The organism is Desemzia sp. FAM 23990, assembly GCF_045528485.1.
Lineage (GTDB): Bacteria > Bacillota > Bacilli > Lactobacillales > Carnobacteriaceae > Desemzia.
On the sequence record NZ_JBGQQW010000002.1, the window covers coordinates 123780 to 141336 of the forward strand.

Below are 17557 nucleotides of genomic sequence, written 5' to 3' on the forward strand. Positions count from 1 at the left end.
AAATAGAATGCCTTCAATTTAAATTAAAACCTTGTTGTCTTATCCACTTAAAGTTACCACGCAAATGTGACTTTGACAATTGTTAACTCTAAGATACTCGCTATCTAGATTGATTTTTCTGTTGCAGGAGTTAGTTGGATAACTGATGATGCAAAATAGCTTCGCCTGTTACCCAATCTTCTGGAGTAGTCATTTTTATATTGTAATAGTTTCCCGGTACGATCTTGATCTGTGAAAAAATCCGTTCCACAACAGACGCGTCATCTGTTCCGAAAAAGTTGTCGCTAGTTGCTTTTTCGTGAGCCTCCAACACTAGAGAACTGCGAAAAGCTTGCGGCGTTTGAGCTTGCCAAACACTTTCTCGTAAAATCGTTTTTTCAATGATCCCATTTGAAACCTGTTTGATTGTATCCTTTGGAGGGACGGCTAAAATAGCTCCTCCTGTTTGCTGCATACCTTCATTTAACTGATCGATAAAATCCTGCTCAAGAAAGGGACGGGCAGCTTCATGAATCATCACATACCCGTTTTCAGGATCTTTTAAATACTGTAAGCCATTGTATGAACTGTATTGTCGTTCAGAACCGCCGATAACCAGCGAGATAGGTTTATCTGTATTCGGAAATTCCGCTTCAATCAATTCTTCCAGCATCTCAACTTCATCTGGGTTGACCGTCACAATGATGTGAACGCAACAAGGATCTTTTAAGAAAGTTTCCATAGCACGTTCAATCAATGGTTTTCCCATTAATGACAACCAGACTTTATTTCGATCCTTCTTCATGCGTTTGCCTTGGCCAGCTGCTAACAAAATCAGCTCATAAGTTGTTTTTGCCAAATCCAATCGCTCCTATTCTTTATCGTTCAGTTTCTTTTGTGTATTAGCCGGTTTTGCAAAAATCATTCGACCAGCAGCCGTTTGAAGTGCACTTGTCACGACTACTTCAATCGTTTTGTTCATGTAGTGTTGTCCTTCTTCTACAACGACCATTGTGCCATCATCTAAATAAGCGACTCCTTGCGTCCGTTCTGTACCAGCTTTGACCATCGTCACTACCATACTTTCACCTGGGATAACGACTGGTTTTACTGCGTTAGCCAATTCATTGATGTTTAGAACAGGAACATTCTGGAATTCACATACTTTATTCAAATTGTAATCATTGGTCACTACTACTCCATCCAATAATTTAGCCAGCTTCACCAGCTTAGCATCGACTTCTTCGATTTCTTTAAAATCTCCATCGTAATTTTCTACTTTTAAGCCTTCTTCTTTTTGTAACGCATTTAAGATGTCCAACCCTCTTCTTCCACGTACGCGTTTCAAACTATCGGAAGAGTCAGCAATGTGCTGCAATTCATGCAATACAAAGTTTGGAATCAAAATCGTTCCTTCTAGAAAACCTGTCATGACAATATCATACACTCGTCCATCTATGATCACGCTTGTGTCTAAGATCTTGTATTTGCGGAAATTGTCGTCTGCATTACGCTCTAAAACTTGGTTCTCGGATTCCTCAGTCTCTGGTTTGGGTTTCGTTTGGAATAACGTGCGGATTTCTTGGCGACGCGTTGTCCCTACTCGAAAGCCGAGGTAAGCCAAAAATATCGTCACTAATAAAGGCACTACATTGCTTAATAACGGCAATCCAAAAGTACTTAGCGGGATCGTAATAAGCCATGCCAACAGCAATCCTATAATTGTTCCGATACTGCCAGCAATCAAATACGATAAGCTTAACTGACTAATAAATTCTTCTGCTTTTCCAATAGCTCGTTCAACATATTTCACGGAAGGTAAAGATAAAAGATAAAAAATAAGTGCACCAATCAAAATATTCGTGAATACATTGTTGACTAAATTACTGTTGACGCCAATAATTTCCCAAAATAATGGCAAGAATGTTGCTCCGATACTTCCACCAATCAAGACAAAAACAAGCGAGATAATTTTTTTCTTCAAATATGTTCCTCCTTTATAAAAGCTGTACTATATTAATTAGTTTATCATCATTGAGGAGCTTTACACTTGCTGTGCAAAGCTGCCTGAATGACTATTGGACGTTCCTTAAAATTTATCCTTTGATCCCTTTTTTGACGGCTTCACTAATGGTCGCGACACCGATGACTTCAATGTCTTTCGGAAAAGTCCAGCCTCCGATATTATTCTTAGGAATAAAAATGCGTTCAAATCCTAATTTAGCCGCTTCTTTAACGCGTTGTTCAATTTGACTGACACGTCTGATCTCGCCAGTCAAGCCGATTTCCCCTATAAAGCAATCCGTAGCTCGTGTACCTTTTTCTTGGTAGCTGGAAGCGATACTGATCGCTATGGCTAAGTCGACAGACGGTTCGTCTAATCTTACGCCACCCGCTGCTTTCAAATAAGCATCTTGATTTTGCAGCAATAAATTCGCTCTTTTTTCCAATACTGCCATAATCAATGAGACTCGATTATGGTCTAACCCGCTGGCAGTTCTTCTGGCATTCCCAAACGTAGTAGGAGTCAATAAAGCTTGGATTTCTACAAGTATCGGACGTGTTCCTTCCATAGCTGCCACTACGGACGACCCATTTGCTCCCGCCAGACGTTCTTCTAAAAACATTTCTGAAGGATTTAATACTTCTTTTAATCCATCTTCCCGCATTTCGAAAATACCTATTTCATTAGTAGAGCCAAACCGGTTTTTTACAGCTCGTAAAATTCTAAAAGATTGGTGACGGTCTCCTTCAAAATACAGCACTGTATCCACCATGTGTTCTAACATACGCGGTCCAGCAATTGCCCCTTCCTTGGTCACATGACCAACAATAAAGATAGCAATATTATTTGTTTTAGCGATTTTCATTAATTCCGCTGTGTTTTCACGTACTTGCGAAACACTCCCAGCAGCACTCGTGATATCTGGTTGATTCATCGTCTGGATCGAATCAATGATTACATATTCTGGTTTGATCTCTTCAATGGTCTGCCGAATAGCGCTCATATCGGTTTCTGGGTAAATATAGAATTTCCCTCCGTCAACGCCTAAGCGAGTTGCCCGCAATTTGATTTGCGTCGCACTCTCTTCTCCAGTCACATAAAGGACTTTTCCGCCTGTCATATTGAGTTGAGCTGAAACTTGCAACAGTAAAGTAGATTTACCAATACCAGGGTCTCCCCCGATCAACACTAAAGAACCCGGAACAACTCCACCGCCCAACACACGATTCAATTCGCCTAATTGCGTTTTGACCCGCGTTTCGGTAGAAACCGTGACATCTTTGACGAGTTGCGCCTTAGCCGTTGCACCGGTCATACTAACGCGACTGCGGCGATCTGTTTTGTCTACTTCCAATTCTTCCATCATTTCATTCCAACTGCCACAATTTGGACAACGTCCCATCCACTTAGGAGATTCATAACCACAAGATTGACAGACAAATTTAGTCGATTTCTTTTTGGCCAAAAGCTGAACCTCTCTTTCTTTTTGATGTTTTATGACTATTCTTATTTTACCACATCTTAAGCCTTCTGGGGCTTCTAGAATGCACAATAAGTTTAAATAACCGTTAAGTTTATTGTCTCTTGTTAAATAATGATACGCAAGAAACTGAAAAATAAGTTTTTGTGCACTTTTGAACCGTTATTTTCCTGAAGACCCAAAACCGCCAGTGCGAAGAATGCCGCTATTTGTATCTTTGTCTGCCTTCAAATAAGGCATAAAGATTCCTTGACCGATACGGTCTCCTTTTTTGATGACGTAATCTGTCAGTCCGTAGTTGATAAATTGAAAATAAATGTGCCCTTCATTTTTTTCATTCCCATAATAATCAGCGTCCACGATTCCTACCCCATTTGGCATAGACAATTGGTTTTTGATCGGGTTGCTGGAACGATTGGCTAATTGCAAGTACTCATCTTCCTGCATATACGCTTTGACCCCTGTTGGAACCAGTGTCGATGCTAGATATTCTTTATTGGCTTCAGGTAAACCAGAAGTTTCATTTTGCTGTAAAGCTTGTTTTTTTAATAACACATTCCAAATAGTGGGCACTACAATATCTTCTGCTGCTTGAAAGTCATAGCCTGCTGCTTGTTGTGTAGCTCTCTCTGGCAATGTGATCTCTTTTCCTTCGTAACTTGATACAATTTCAAAACCTCTTACTTTGTTCATTTGTCAGTCCCTTTCTTTATAAAAAAAGCTTTTGTTTTGCAGTTTTCATTTTACTAGTTTAGCATAAGAAAAAGAACTCTTGGAGAAAATTGTTTAGAATCAGCAATTTTTCTGCTCTGAGCAATCTGCACAAATAAATCTTTTGATTTTTGTGCAGTTCAACATTTTAAAAAGACAGCGTTTACAATATACTGATATTATCAACTAAACAATTACTCAAAGGGGACGAATCATATGGTAGAATTAGCTTTAAAACAAATTCATAAACGTTACGACAATAACGATACTTATTCTGTAACAGATTTTAATTTAGATATTAAAGACCGCGAGTTTATTGTGTTTGTTGGCCCATCAGGTTGTGGGAAATCCACAACTTTACGGATGGTTGCTGGATTAGAAGAAATCACTGAAGGCGAATTATGGATCGGCGACACCTTGATGAACGATGTAGCTCCAAAAGACCGGGATATCGCAATGGTTTTCCAAAATTACGCCCTATATCCTCACATGACTGTATACGATAACATGGCCTTTGGATTGAAATTACGCAAATACAAAAAAGAAGAAATCAAACGCCGTGTAGAAGAAGCCGCTGATATCCTAGGCTTAACAGAATACTTGAAACGTAAACCAGCAGCTCTTTCTGGTGGACAACGCCAACGTGTAGCTTTAGGACGTGCAATCGTTCGTGACGCAAAAGTCTTCTTAATGGATGAGCCGTTATCCAACTTAGATGCGAAATTGCGTGTAGCAATGCGTGCAGAGATTGCGAAATTGCACCGCCGCTTAGAAACAACAACTATTTACGTAACCCATGACCAAACGGAAGCGATGACTATGGCGGATCGTATCGTTATCATGAAAGATGGATTCATCCAACAAATCGGTTCTCCAAAAGAAGTTTACGATACTCCAAATAACGTTTTTGTTGCCGGATTTATCGGCTCTCCAGCCATGAACTTATTTGAAGTAACATTGGAAGACAATACGATTTCTAATGGAACAGATTTACAAATCGAAGTTCCAGCCGGCAAGTTGAGTTTGTTAAAAGAACGTGGTTATGATGGCAAAAAACTGATTTTCGGTATTCGTCCTGAAGACATCCACAGTGAACAAATCGCTATCGATTCTTCTCCAAATACTGTCGTTAATTCTGAAGTTGTAGTATCAGAACTATTGGGTGCTGAAACTATGCTGTATTCAAAAGTCGGCAATACAGAATTCATAGCTAAAGTAGATGCACGCGACTTCCACAATCCTGGCGAAATGATTGAATTAGCTTTCGACATGAACAAAGGACACTTCTTTGATATCGAAACACAAGAAGTTATTCGCAGAGAGCCAGTAACCATTAAAGCATAACACCAACCCAAGCCCTTTTCTCCCCTTTTACTTAAAAAGTAGAAGGGGTTTTTGTTGTTCCAAAAGACAGTACCCCAGTCGACAGTCGTGTGATTAAGGGTGAACTAAATAAAGTTCCTTATACAGACCGATACTCCAATAAATCACAAAACAACAGCCTGAAAAGTTCCGACACAGGACTTTTCAGGCTATTGTTTTTATGAAACGATTGCTTTAAATTCTTCTAATGAGATACCCAGCGGAACCACATCACGGTGCAACTCTAACGGCGGCGTATCTTGCGTATTTTTACCTGACTTGCAAGTAAATGCCAAGTTCATCCCTATTGCTGTTAAGCGTAAAAGATCTCGTTCATTGTAGATTCCAAAAGGATAGGCAAAAACATCAGGCTCTTCTACATAAGTTCCACATGTCGCCAAATCTGCTTTCAATGCTTCGTCAGTAACCGTTTGGATTGCGGAGCTGCCGTCCGCAAATCGTTGATGCAGCAGAGTAGTGTGATTGGCTGTTGTCACTAGACCTTTCATAGCTTCCAGCTCCTCCTTGCTCATAGACACAGAACGACTAGCCAGAAATGGTTCATCTTGCTCGCTCAACCAACCTAACACTACAAATGAAACAACAGGAAAATCCAATTTTTTCAAGATCGGATAAGCGTACTTTTTGAACGATTGATAAGTATCATCCGCTGTCAGTAAAACCGATTTTTCCCGAATCTCTGCTCCGTTCAAATAAGCCCGAACTTCTTCTAACGTCAAGACATGATACTGCTCCGCTTTTAAGTAGTTCATTTGCGCTTCAAAGTCTTCTACATAGGTAAAGAGTTCACGCGGCAGTGCATCATCATAATCTTGCGTCACTTTGATCGGAGACGGTCCTTGTTCAGTAATTTCTTCTCGTTTACGGAATTCATGGTAACATAATGTGCTAAAACCCATTTCTACTAGCCTTCTTCCAGAATATTTTAGTTTTTAAATCAACTGCCGCCCTGTTTCATCATTGAAAAATAATGGCTAAACTGTATAGAATAATTTGCATCCCGTGGTAAACAATTAGATTTTTTATGGCTAAGCCAAATGTAGTGGCTTTATCTTGCTTATTGGTAAAAACATGAATATTTTTTTGAACAATAGGGAAAATGATCCAGATACCTAACATAAAAACAGAGTTGACTCCTAGTAAAACGGCTAATGTGCTGGCAGCAAAAGCCCCATAGTACAACCAACGGTATAAACGCACAGCAATTGGTTTGCCAATATAAAAAGTTAATGTATAGCGATGGTTGGTAATGTCTGTCTCGTAATCGCAAATGTTATTGGACAACATAATGTTGGCAATCGTAAATACTAACGGCAGAGAAGCTAAAAAGATGGCTGCTACATTTTGGATGCTTCCTGTCAGCGCGAAATTAGGCCATTCTATTGTCAAGGCTGTGATAAAGGTAGAAGGAACATTGATAAAAACGGCAATAAAGAAAATACCAAATCCCATTGTCAAACCAGACATCACTTCACCTAAAGGCATTCTAGAGATCGGGAATGGTCCAAAAGTATATAATATTCCTACCGCAAAACAAATAGCACCTATGACCAGCAGCAAAAGGTTCGTTCGATAAACCAATAACAGACCAATGGCAGCAGCAAAAGTTACCATTGCCACAATCAAATAGGTTACTTGCTTCACTGACAACCCAGCTTTTCCTAAAATATTTTCCTGGTCTTTGTAGTCCATGTTTTTTGCTTTGACATAGTCCATCGTATTGTTGATTGCAGTAGTGGCCATATCAAAAACCACCATTGCAAGAAAAAACAGCAAGGTGTTTACTCCATTCAGCTCCGAGAAATAATACAAAGAAAATAAAACACCTAATGTAAAAGGAAATAAACTAGCTAATTTGGTTTTTATCTCAACCAATTCTAAAAAAACAGGTACACTCATTCGTACACTTCCTTTAAAGATTTTTTTGATGCACTCCAGCTTAAACTTATTTATTCACCCAAGTGTATTCCTCATTAGTCAATTCAAAGTTATCCATCAACCCATCTGACGTATAAATTTCTTTTTCTTTGGTAATAAAAACAGCTTCTATATCATCTCGATTGTTCACGTATTCCAATCCATCTTCTAACCCTAATCCAAATACAACTGTTGAAAGAGCATCCCCATCAACAGAACGATTGGAAATGATCGACACGCCAGCAATTTCATTATCAAAAGGGTAACCAGTCTCAGGATTCATCAAATGATGATAAATTTCCCCATCCACTTCAAGATAACGTTCATAGATTCCAGAAGTAACGATTGACCGATCTTTTTGCTTGGTCTTTCCAACGGTTTCTCCTCGTTCAGATAAAGGATCTTGTATCCCGATATTCCAAGCTTCTCCTTCTCTGGTAGGCGAACCTCCCATAACGACTACATTTCCACCTAAATCGATAATAGCCGTGGTGACCCCTGATTCTTCGAATAATACCTTGATCTCATCTGCAATATAGCCTTTAGCAATCGCTCCTAAATCTAAAGCCATTCCTGATTGGGTTAAAAAGATGGTTTGATTTTCTGCATCTAACTCAACTTTGCTGTAATCCACTAGCGGCAATGCTGCATCGATTTCAGCTTGCTCCGGTTTTCTAGCATCATCAAAGCCGATTCTCCATAAATCTGTTATAGGTCCTACAGTATAATCAAATCCGCCATTAGAAACTTCACTGTATTTTGCAGCAGTTTCGATTAAAGGATACACATCATCTGAAAGTTTGACAGCTTCGTCTCCCGCAGCTTCGTTGACTTTGTCGATTTCTGAGCCAGGTTCATTAACAGTTACCTTATCCGCTAATTTCTCGACTCGGGCAAAAGCATTTTCCAGAACTTCCTCTTTCCCTTCATCATACACACGCAATGTTACATAAGTACCCATTAGAAATTCTGTTTGTTCATAGGGCGTGGTGAGCAAGGCTTGCTCTTCTTTCGAGCCGCAGCCGGCCAGTAAAAGAAAAAAGGCTCCCATCATTAGTCCACTTAAGATTTTTTTATGTTGATATATTTTTTTCATTTTATTTCTCCTAACTTCTCGTAATTCATACAAAAACAGGCAGGAACAAAATACATTGCCCCTACCTGTTATTATAAATCAATTAATGAGAATAGAAACTATTAATTATCGATTTCAATGGTATCCGTATTGCCTTCTTCAGCAGCGTCTACTAATTGTTGCGCATACTCTTTGAAAGATTCTGATGAGTGTGTAGCTCCAGTTACTACTTCAACTGCTGCTGGATCTTGAGTTTCAACTAATTGTTCATTTAATTGCGGGAAGTACTCTACTGGACCGACGCCGGAAACTTCTGACATTCTTTCTTGATAAGCTTCGTCTTCAGATTTTTTATCGCCAGCTTCATTTACGTTCTCATAATTTGATTCAGTAATTTCTCCGCCTTTTACAGTAATAGAGAAGTCTGTTTTCCAGCCATTTTCATCCAAGTTTTTCTCTACTAAAGTATATGTTCCATCTTGTAATCCGCCTTCTGAAGCTGCTGATTCAGATGACTCTGTTGCTTCTTCAGAACTGCCGCATGCAGCTAATACCAAAGCTGAAGCTAAAGTTAACGTTGATACTGAGAATAATTTTTTCATTTTATACCCACCCTTTTTTAGTATATGCACTTCTGTTTGTGTAAGTATTCACAAATATTTCTTTTCTTTATTACGTACTTATAGTAGCATTGACAGCAAAACAAATCAATCTATTTCACACAATTTAATAATTTTTTCATTAACTATCTGAAAAATTTATGAACATTTCACTTTTAAAAAAAGAAACCTTATTTTATAAGGTTTCTTTTTTACATATCACGAGACAACATTTGCTCAGTAATGGTCAATAGAGTGCTTTTTATTGAATTTTCAGGCAGTCGTTTGATTCGTTTTAACGCTTTTTTAGTATATTTATTGGCTAATTCTTTCGCGCGTTCTTCACCTTTATACAACTGCACCAACTTGTATACTTCTTTGATCTCTTCTTCTGTGATCTGATCTTTTTTTAAAATATAAGGCTCGAATACTTCCCGATTTTCTTGCATGGCAAATAAAAGAGGAGCGGTATAAATACCATTTTTCAAATCGCTCATCATCGGTTTCCCTGCAATCACAGTATCTTGCGTGTAATCCAGTACATCATCAATAATTTGAAAAGCCATACCTATATTATTGCCGATTTGATAAGCTGAATTGGCCATTTTTTCTGAGCCCTTTTCATAGGCCCCAGCATAACAACTCAGCGCAAACAATTGTGCTGTCTTGCCTTGTATTTGTTTCAAATAATTGCGCATAGTCATATTAGAATTGTACTTCATATTCATTTGGTTCAGTTCGCCAACCAAGATGCTTTCCATGCCGTTTTTATCTAATTGCAGCGCCGAAGCATCCGCTGCATAATCTGTGAGCAGACGAAAACAGACAGTAAATAAGTAATCGCCGGTGTATACTGCTACTCGATTGTCATATTGCGTATTAATCGTCTCTTGCCCGCGACGCAAATCAGATTCATCAATGACGTCATCGTGCACCAAAGTTGCTAAATGCAGCACTTCAACAGCAGCTGCAATCGCTCGAGCTTTTTCCTGATCCGTTTCGCTTTTATACTGTGAAAACATTAAGCTAAACGCAGGACGTAATGTTTTACCGCCGGAAGAAAGCAATTGAACGATTTTTTGTTGCACATCTTTATTTTTAATAGTGATGTTTTGTTCGATTAAAGAAATACATGCTTTTAATTCAGTTTGTATCGAAGGATAGTCTTTCCACATTGGGTGAATCTTCATACCAGTTCTCCTCTATTTTTAAAGTGCTTATTTCAGGAAATAATGTCTAGCTCATTTTCAATTTCAACATCAGACTGACTGGGTTCTATTTCAACTAATAAATGATTCGGCAAACAAACAATCGTCTCGCCAAATGCATTTATTGCGCCTTTTCGAACACATAATTGATCATTACAACTTGCATCTGACATATAAATTTTCAATCCATCACGAATCACGGTGTTTTTATGCCCATGGTCATCTGTATAGACATATTCTTCGGTCTGGCCATCATCCGTTAAAATAAACTCTTTAACGATTTTTCCGTCTGCGCTGATCACTGCTTTCAATTCAGCATCTCCAGTCTGAGCTTGCACATACGTAAAAAAAACCAGCGGAAGGAAAGACGCCACCATCAAAGCTAATACAATCATAATATCCCACCGACGAACCATCTTTAGCTGCTTTTTCATTTATCTTCACCTCTGTTGAACGTTTTACAAAAATAAAAGGATGGGACTTTTTGTCCCATCCCCTTTTTAACACATTTTACTTGTTAATACCAGTTTCATAGATGGATTTAATATCTCCATACCACCACTTACTCAACTTGTTTTGAATCCATGGTATCACGTAATAGTCTAATCCAAATGCTCTACCAGATCCGTTCATCAATGAGATCGCGACTGGGATGAACCAAACGTTTGCCCAGTAGAACATACCTGAAAGTGAGAATGAAACGACTAAAGCAATAGTAGCGGCATTTGCCAACCATGTAAACAGTCCTGCAATAATCGCTAATCCGATCAATAACTCAACGATTGTCATGAACTTTTGGAAGAATAAAGCGACATCTGTATTAGGAATCATGAATTCCATGATAGAGTTGAACCAGCCTGGAGCTTTGCTGAATACCATCATTGGTTCTTCACCATACACATAGCTTAAACCAAATACCGGTTTAGCGACTACTTCTTCAACTACTTGAGAAGCACCTGTGGTTGGTTCTTGCAGCCATTCAAATGGCAAGACGATTTCTTTGCCAAACCAAGATGTTGTCCCGAATAAACCAAATGTCTTTTTGATCCCTTCCCAAGTCCACATACTTCCGTAGAAAACACGCAATGGTACTGACCATAAAATGTTTCCTAATCGTGATAAGTGTCCGCGGAAAATATTGCGTTTGTCTTTAATAAAGAAGAATTCGTGTCTGATATATTGAACAAAGTAGAAAGCAGATCCGATAGTCAAGAAGTACAATAAGTTCACCATATGTTTTACAAACATTGCCAGGAAGCCGCTTAAATGGATTTTATCCATTAAGTAAGCTACACCGTAACGAGAACCGATAGAAACCATAAATCCTTGGTAATTACCTTTGTGTTCTACTTTTTCTTTGCCTTCCATTGCAGCGATGATGTTTGCAGCTGCCGTGTGACCTGTTTGTTCTGCACTTTGAACGATTTGTGGAACTGGTGTGTTGTCTTTTTCTGGTTCTTCGTAGTACACAAGGTCTCCAGCTAAATAGACATCTTTTACGCCCTTAGCTTCCATGTATTTGTTCGCTACCAAACGCCCCGCACGAGCCGTTTCAATGCCATATTCAGCAGCATCTGAATTAGCTTTAACTCCTGCAGTCCACACTAATGTATGAGTTGGGATCACAGTACCGTCCGTCAATTCAATTGAATCTTTAGCAACATTTGCTACCCCATTGCCTTTGATGATTTGAATCCCTTTTTTCGACATGTATTTTTCAGCCTTAGTTTGTTCTTTTTCAGTAACGACTCCAAGAATTTTCGGAGCAGCTTCTACTAAGTATAAGCTAAATTCGTCAGGATCTAATTTATTGTCTTTAGCTAAACGTTCTCCCCATTCCATCAATTCTCCGACCATTTCAACACCAGTGAACCCAGCTCCACTGACAACAGCCGTCAACATTGCTTTTCTTTTTTGAACGTCATGTTCATTTGATGCAGCTTCTACTGTATCTTTGATGTGACGACGGATCGCATTCGCATCTTCCCATGACCATAATGTGAATCCATTTTCTTCAACACCAGGTACGTTAAACGTATTAGGCTCTCCACCCATAGCTAAAATCAAATAATCATAGTTAAAGACAGTTTTTACTGTTTTAACCGTTTTTGCATCATGGTCTACATGAAGTACTTCATCTGTTACGATATCTACATTTTTTTGGCGAGCGAACAAACGTTGCAGATCATATTGGATTGCATCGGGTTCTACACGGCCCGCAGCGACTTCATGCAACTCAGTCATGTAAGTTTGATAAGAGTGTTTGTCAATTAAAGTGATAACCACATCTTTATCTTTTTTAAAATGTTTTGATAATTTTTTCGTAGCAGCCACACCAGCATAACCAGCACCAACTACAACAATATTTTTTGTTGCCATTCGAAAAACTCCTTATCCTATGTTCATTTATAAAAAATTGTTATTCTTTGAGCAAACAAATGTATTATAACTTTACTTACTATTTATTATTACGAATTTATTATAGTTTATTTCTCTTGTTATGTCTACACTGAACAAGCAAAAATATTGATTTTAATTGATTTGTTCTTATTTCCGTCAATTGTAAACGCTTTTTAGATCGCTAGTTCACATAACGTTGTTTATCAAGTTAGAAATAATACATGACACTCATTCTCTAGCTCTTTTTATACAAAAAGCCTCTTAAAAATCCATTTAGTTGATTTTTAAGAGGCTTTCATGCTGTTTTATTCTTTCTCTGAAGAAGCTTCGTACCATGCTCGTGTTAAACGATTATGTTTGGCTTCTTCATTCTGTATTTTTTTTATGGTAGCTACGTGTTCCATTAAGTAATTAGCGGCTATCCCCACAGCTATTCCAGCAAATATTCCTGAAAAAGACAATATTGGAAGATACAGCATCACGCTAAAGGATTGAGCAATCGTACTAGCCACTACTAATTGACCAACATTATGCAAAATTCCGCCTGCCGCACTTACGCCAATAAGACTGACCCTTTTCGGCCCCAACATTCGAATGACTAACATACCGAAATAACTTAAAAAGGCCCCGGCAAAGCTGTACAAAAATGTAGACAGCGTACCACCTAACAATGTAGTCACTAACAGCCGCATCCAAACTACTTTAAAGCTGTCTTTGTACGATAAAGTAAATAATGCCAGTATTGTGATCATGTTAGATAAGCCTAATTTAGCTCCTGGTGCAAATGCAAAAGGAAACGGAATAGATCGTTCAACTAACGAAATGACTACCCCCTGAGCAGCTAATAGAGCGATATACATTAACCTTGTGTTTTTAGTCATATATCCTGATCCTTACTTTTAGATTCGTAACACAAGTTTACCACACTTCTACATGAAAAAGAATTTAAGAAAAAGGCTGTTCCTTGTCTAGTTTCTTTAATATCCTTTTATAAAAGCATATTTTGAAAGGTTCTATTCTTTTTCAAGGACTGCGCCTATGAACAACTTGTAAAAAGCCATAACCTGACTACTAGATAAAAGAAAATGACCCCATGTTAGAGTAAAAACCTAACTTTTAGAGGCCATTTCTCGTTAATAAAAACTTTTTGCTCTTTTTTTACGTGTATACAATAAATAGCCGCACGTAATCAATACAACAGCCATTGCTCCAATGACGGTGGCAATAATCAACGGATAGTCACCCGAAAAACCTGTTTCAGATAGATGTTTATAGGCAATCCCAAAGTACGCCCACAAAATAGTTAACCCATAAGCGATATCTTTGTTGCTGATCATAGTTGCTAATGCAATGACCAATCCTACTATCAAAATAATGATCGTCCAAGTTTGATCTGTCAGCCCCCATCCATTCCAATCTATGTCTACCAGTAATGTCGTTACATTAGCTATTGACGCTACCGTTATCCATCCAAAATAAATACTGAACGGAAGTCGAATAAAAAGCTTATCTTTTTTCGATAACAGATTAGCAGACTGAGTCAAATGGTTGATCAAAATCAGACAAATGAGCAAAGAAAAAATCAAGAGGGTTGAAAGTCCGATAAAATCATAATGCCACGTTAGAATCCAAGCAATATTGACCACTGAAGAAAGGATAAAGTAACGATTTATTTTCTTTACAGAGTCTAACTTTATTGCACTACTCGTTTTTCGAAATCCAATTAATTGATAAATAGCGTATATCCCTAACAAAAGATAGATGACACCCCAAATTGAGAAGGTCAATCCAGCAGGAGCAAATAAGTTAGGATAGGAATCTGAAACTTCCCCCGTAGTTATTCCATTGATGGGTAGAATATTAGCCAGTGCATTCACACCTACCATTGCCGCATAAAACAGAATGACTAAATAATTAATGAAAGATCTCGAATGTTTATTATTTTGTATCAATGCATTTCCTCTTTTCTTTAATTTTTTTCATTCTATTCTGTCATCATATAATACTCTTTATCAAAAAACCAAAAAAACGATTACTTATCTAACGAAAAAAAGGCAACATAAACAGGCATAAAGTCCCATTCATACTGCCTTTTAGTTAGGATAATTGCTGTTCAGCAAACTCTCTGTATAAAGAATGACTAGCTTTTAATTCTTCATGAGTCCCACTCCCCGTAATTTCTCCGTGCTCAATAAAAATAATTTTATCTGCATTGACGATCGTGGCTAGACGGTGAGCAATCACAAACGTCGTTCTTCCTTTCATCAAGCGACTTAAAGCTTGCTGAACTACTTGTTCCGATTGACTATCTAAACTGGCAGTAGCTTCATCCATTAATAAGATCTTAGGATCACGTAAGAAGGCACGAGCAATGTTGATACGCTGTCTTTGACCTCCAGACAACATAACTCCTCGTTCACCAACAGAAGTGTCTAGACCCTGCTTGAATTCCCTAATAAACTGGTCTGCATAAGCCAACTTAGCTACTTCCCATAGACGATCATCCGAAATCGATTCTGCGTTTTTCAACCCATATGTCAGGTTCTCACGAATAGTCCCTGCCATCATAGCACTCTCTTGCGATACATAACCAATCTGATTTCTCCATGAAGCTAATGAGAACTGCTGAATTGGGATATCTCCAACCTTTATTTCACCAGAATCAGGCTCATAATACCTCTCCAACAAACTAAAGATAGTCGTCTTACCACCACCGCTCGGACCAGAAAATGCAATCATTTCACCTGGTTTCGCTACTAAAGAAACTTCTTTTAAAACCGGTTCATCTTTTTGGTAGCTGAACGACACTTGGTGAAGGCTCAATGGTTTATCCGTTATATTTTCCGCTATTCCTTCTTGGCCAGATTCATCCGCCATTTCTAAAATTGCCACGATACGTTCTGTAGCACCAATTGTTTTATTGAGTTGCGTAAAAAATGTAGCGAAAGATGTAACCGGGTAAATGATTTGGAACAAATAAAGCAAAAAAGCTACTAATGAACCAGTCGATAAGGTGCCATTAGCCACTCGTATCCCACCATAGGCAAAAATCAGTACCACTACAGCCATAATGATCAAATACATTAAAGGACCAATAACAGAAGTAACTTTCGATTCTTTTAGTCCAGTCTTGAACAATCGCTGAATACCCGCTTTTCCCTTTTCTTCTTCTGTCATTTCCGCTGTTGAAGACTTCATCAAACGATTTTCACTAAACGTTTGTTGGATATCTCCAGAAAACTGAGCCGTTTCCGCCTGAAGTTCGCGGGAAATCTTTCCCATCTTCTTTCCTAAAGGAATCATCACCAGTAAGACTATCGGCACTGAGATCAGCATCACTAGAGTCATTTTCCAATCCATAAAAAGTAAAATAGTGACAGCTCCAACAATAGAAATAATCCCCGTCACAAATTGCGGAAAATAATACGTGATCAAATCTCTAACATTCCCCGTATCATTCACTACTCTGCTTACAGAGCCTCCACTAGGAGTAGTATCAAAATAGCTAACAGGTAGTCGGATCATCTTCAACCATAATCGTTCTCTCAAACGAGCCACCATTTGCTGCCCAGCTCTTGCTAGTAAATAAGCAGATCCTCCGTCAATTACAGCTTGCAATAGAAAAGCTGCAACAATAGCAGCTATTATAGGTATTTGAATAGTTTCTAAAGTAAATTCATCTACAATATTACCAGCTAATAGAGGAATCGCTAAACCAACCATAGTTGTGACTATGCTTCCGATTAACCCAAGACTCAAAACTCCTTTTGAGATTTTAGTAGACCATAACAAACGAATGAATGTTTTAATGCCGTTCTGTTTATTTTCCATATCGAGTTTATCCTCCTGCTTCTGTTTTATCGCATTTATCATAACAGGATTTAATCCTTTTCACTATTAGAACGTTCACCAGAATAAAAAAAAGCTCATCCAATCAGATGAGCTTTTCAGGCAATTAGGAAGGAATATTCAATTGAGGTACAGTACATTTCTCGAGTTCCAATAACTCTTTTTTCATCTCTAAGCCGCCTCGGTAGCCAGTAAGTTTACCGTTTTTTCCAATTACACGATGACAAGGCACCACTATTGCAACAGGATTCTTCCCTATTGCTCCGCTTACAGCACGGATTGCTTTAGGATTTCCAACAGCATCCGCAATATCTGAATAAGTACGTGTTTCTCCATAAGGTATGTTTAATAATTCGCGCCATACCATTTCTTGGAAATTAGTTCCTTTAATATCTAGTGGCACATCAAATTCTTTTCTTGTCCCTTGAAAGTATTCTTCCAACAACATTTGGTATGATTGCATAAACTCGTTATTTTCTTCCAGTAAAGTACCTGCACAATACATTTCGATCCACACTACTAATTCAATAAGACCAGCATTTTTTGACCCTACAAAAGCTAAACCTTTTGTGGTCGCTGCAATTAAATATTCATTATCATCAAAAACCAAAGCACAATAATACATTTTTTGTGTGTTTTCTTCCATACACATTTCACTCCCTTTGATACTCACATGGAGCTCACGATAATTAAATCACTATTTTTGTATCTTACTTTTATTGTACAAGTATTGATAGAGTATAGAAAGTTAAATAAAAAAAAGTAACAGTACTGTAACTTAAATATGTACAAAAAAAGCACCATCCGAAGATGATGCTTTCGATTGCGCGGCAACGTCCTAGTCTCACAAGGGGAAACCCCTCACTACCTTCGGCGCTAAGAAGCTTAACTACTGTGTTCGGCATGGGAACAGGTGTGACCTTCTTGCCATCGTCACCACACATATGTGTG

Annotated in this window: 16 protein-coding genes and 1 rRNA gene; 1 reads left to right on the forward strand and 16 read right to left on the reverse strand. The window is 38.3% G+C overall.

Features of this window, described 5'->3' with window-relative positions; translation table 11 throughout:
* Positions 1–130: 130 nt before the first annotated feature.
* From ispD to ACEN4I_RS01430, 4 genes are all read right to left on the reverse strand, one after another.
* Positions 131–838: a 2-C-methyl-D-erythritol 4-phosphate cytidylyltransferase gene (gene ispD / locus ACEN4I_RS01415; protein ID WP_407096071.1), complete on the reverse strand. Its 708-nt coding sequence runs from the start codon at positions 836–838 to the stop codon at positions 131–133.
* 12 nt (positions 839–850) lie between these two features.
* Positions 851–1963: a PIN/TRAM domain-containing protein gene (locus tag ACEN4I_RS01420; RefSeq protein WP_407096072.1), complete on the reverse strand. Its 1113-nt coding sequence runs from the start codon at positions 1961–1963 to the stop codon at positions 851–853.
* 112 nt (positions 1964–2075) lie between these two features.
* A complete protein-coding gene (radA, locus tag ACEN4I_RS01425; RefSeq protein ID WP_407102443.1) occupies positions 2076–3449 on the reverse strand; it encodes a DNA repair protein RadA in 1374 nt (457 codons plus the stop codon).
* A 177-nt stretch (positions 3450–3626) separates the two neighbouring features.
* Positions 3627–4157 (reverse strand): dUTP diphosphatase, encoded by a 531-nt coding sequence (locus tag ACEN4I_RS01430; protein WP_407102442.1) that lies wholly within the window; start codon positions 4155–4157, stop codon positions 3627–3629.
* A 234-nt stretch (positions 4158–4391) separates the two neighbouring features.
* On the opposite strand from ACEN4I_RS01430, the gene ACEN4I_RS01435 reads away from it, so the two are divergent.
* On the forward strand, positions 4392–5519 hold the full coding sequence (locus tag ACEN4I_RS01435; RefSeq protein WP_407096075.1) for an ABC transporter ATP-binding protein: 1128 nt from the start codon (positions 4392–4394) through the stop codon (positions 5517–5519).
* A 197-nt stretch (positions 5520–5716) separates the two neighbouring features.
* Here ACEN4I_RS01435 and ACEN4I_RS01440 read toward each other — a convergent pair whose 3' ends face one another.
* The 12 genes from ACEN4I_RS01440 to rrf all read right to left on the reverse strand — a co-directional run bounded on the left by ACEN4I_RS01440 (position 5717) and on the right by rrf (position 17547).
* Positions 5717–6457 (reverse strand): polysaccharide deacetylase family protein, encoded by a 741-nt coding sequence (locus ACEN4I_RS01440; protein ID WP_407102441.1) that lies wholly within the window; start codon positions 6455–6457, stop codon positions 5717–5719.
* Positions 6458–6515: 58 nt separating this feature from the next.
* Positions 6516–7457 (reverse strand): 1,4-dihydroxy-2-naphthoate polyprenyltransferase, encoded by a 942-nt coding sequence (gene menA / locus ACEN4I_RS01445; RefSeq protein WP_407102440.1) that lies wholly within the window; start codon positions 7455–7457, stop codon positions 6516–6518.
* A 46-nt stretch (positions 7458–7503) separates the two neighbouring features.
* Positions 7504–8571, reverse strand: coding sequence for an FAD:protein FMN transferase (locus tag ACEN4I_RS01450; RefSeq protein WP_407096078.1), 1068 nt, complete (start codon positions 8569–8571; stop codon positions 7504–7506).
* A 101-nt stretch (positions 8572–8672) separates the two neighbouring features.
* The gene (locus ACEN4I_RS01455) at positions 8673–9152 is read right to left on the reverse strand and encodes an FMN-binding protein (protein ID WP_407096079.1); all 480 of its coding nucleotides are present in this window, start codon (positions 9150–9152) and stop codon (positions 8673–8675) included.
* Positions 9153–9361: 209 nt separating this feature from the next.
* Complete coding sequence (locus tag ACEN4I_RS01460) at positions 9362–10339, reverse strand: polyprenyl synthetase family protein (RefSeq protein WP_407096080.1); 978 nt, start codon at positions 10337–10339, stop codon at positions 9362–9364.
* Between the two features lie 32 nt (positions 10340–10371).
* Positions 10372–10791, reverse strand: coding sequence for a NusG domain II-containing protein (locus ACEN4I_RS01465; protein WP_407102439.1), 420 nt, complete (start codon positions 10789–10791; stop codon positions 10372–10374).
* A gap of 76 nt (positions 10792–10867) precedes the next feature.
* Complete coding sequence (locus ACEN4I_RS01470) at positions 10868–12736, reverse strand: FAD-dependent oxidoreductase (protein WP_407096082.1); 1869 nt, start codon at positions 12734–12736, stop codon at positions 10868–10870.
* Positions 12737–13062: 326 nt separating this feature from the next.
* Positions 13063–13638, reverse strand: coding sequence for a Gx transporter family protein (locus ACEN4I_RS01475; RefSeq protein ID WP_407096083.1), 576 nt, complete (start codon positions 13636–13638; stop codon positions 13063–13065).
* 252 nt (positions 13639–13890) lie between these two features.
* Positions 13891–14709, reverse strand: a complete 819-nt coding sequence (locus ACEN4I_RS01480; protein WP_407102438.1) for a TspO/MBR family protein — start codon at positions 14707–14709, stop codon at positions 13891–13893.
* A 145-nt stretch (positions 14710–14854) separates the two neighbouring features.
* A complete protein-coding gene (locus ACEN4I_RS01485) occupies positions 14855–16588 on the reverse strand; it encodes an ABC transporter ATP-binding protein (RefSeq protein WP_407102437.1) in 1734 nt (577 codons plus the stop codon).
* Between the two features lie 124 nt (positions 16589–16712).
* Positions 16713–17252 carry a methylated-DNA--[protein]-cysteine S-methyltransferase gene (locus tag ACEN4I_RS01490; RefSeq protein WP_407096086.1) on the reverse strand — a complete coding sequence of 180 codons (540 nt, stop codon included), beginning with the start codon at positions 17250–17252 and terminating at the stop codon, positions 16713–16715.
* 179 nt (positions 17253–17431) lie between these two features.
* Positions 17432–17547, reverse strand: a 5S ribosomal RNA gene (rrf, locus tag ACEN4I_RS01495).
* Positions 17548–17557: the final 10 nt, after the last annotated feature.

What these genes read in the sequence shown, in the direction of transcription:
- ACEN4I_RS01430 (WP_407102442.1), bottom strand. Translation starts at nt 4,157, where the DNA reads ATGAACAAAGTAAGAGGTTTTGAAATTGTATCAAGTTACGAAGGAAAA.
- ACEN4I_RS01435 (WP_407096075.1), top strand. Translation starts at nt 4,392, where the DNA reads ATGGTAGAATTAGCTTTAAAACAAATTCATAAACGTTACGACAATAAC.
- ACEN4I_RS01440 (WP_407102441.1), bottom strand. Translation starts at nt 6,457, where the DNA reads ATGGGTTTTAGCACATTATGTTACCATGAATTCCGTAAACGAGAAGAA.
- menA (WP_407102440.1), bottom strand. Translation starts at nt 7,457, where the DNA reads ATGAGTGTACCTGTTTTTTTAGAATTGGTTGAGATAAAAACCAAATTA.
- ACEN4I_RS01450 (WP_407096078.1), bottom strand. Translation starts at nt 8,571, where the DNA reads ATGAAAAAAATATATCAACATAAAAAAATCTTAAGTGGACTAATGATG.
- ACEN4I_RS01455 (WP_407096079.1), bottom strand. Translation starts at nt 9,152, where the DNA reads ATGAAAAAATTATTCTCAGTATCAACGTTAACTTTAGCTTCAGCTTTG.
- ACEN4I_RS01460 (WP_407096080.1), bottom strand. Translation starts at nt 10,339, where the DNA reads ATGAAGATTCACCCAATGTGGAAAGACTATCCTTCGATACAAACTGAA.
- ACEN4I_RS01465 (WP_407102439.1), bottom strand. Translation starts at nt 10,791, where the DNA reads ATGAAAAAGCAGCTAAAGATGGTTCGTCGGTGGGATATTATGATTGTA.
- ACEN4I_RS01470 (WP_407096082.1), bottom strand. Translation starts at nt 12,736, where the DNA reads ATGGCAACAAAAAATATTGTTGTAGTTGGTGCTGGTTATGCTGGTGTG.
- ACEN4I_RS01475 (WP_407096083.1), bottom strand. Translation starts at nt 13,638, where the DNA reads ATGACTAAAAACACAAGGTTAATGTATATCGCTCTATTAGCTGCTCAG.
- ACEN4I_RS01485 (WP_407102437.1), bottom strand. Translation starts at nt 16,588, where the DNA reads ATGGAAAATAAACAGAACGGCATTAAAACATTCATTCGTTTGTTATGG.
- ACEN4I_RS01490 (WP_407096086.1), bottom strand. Translation starts at nt 17,252, where the DNA reads ATGGAAGAAAACACACAAAAAATGTATTATTGTGCTTTGGTTTTTGAT.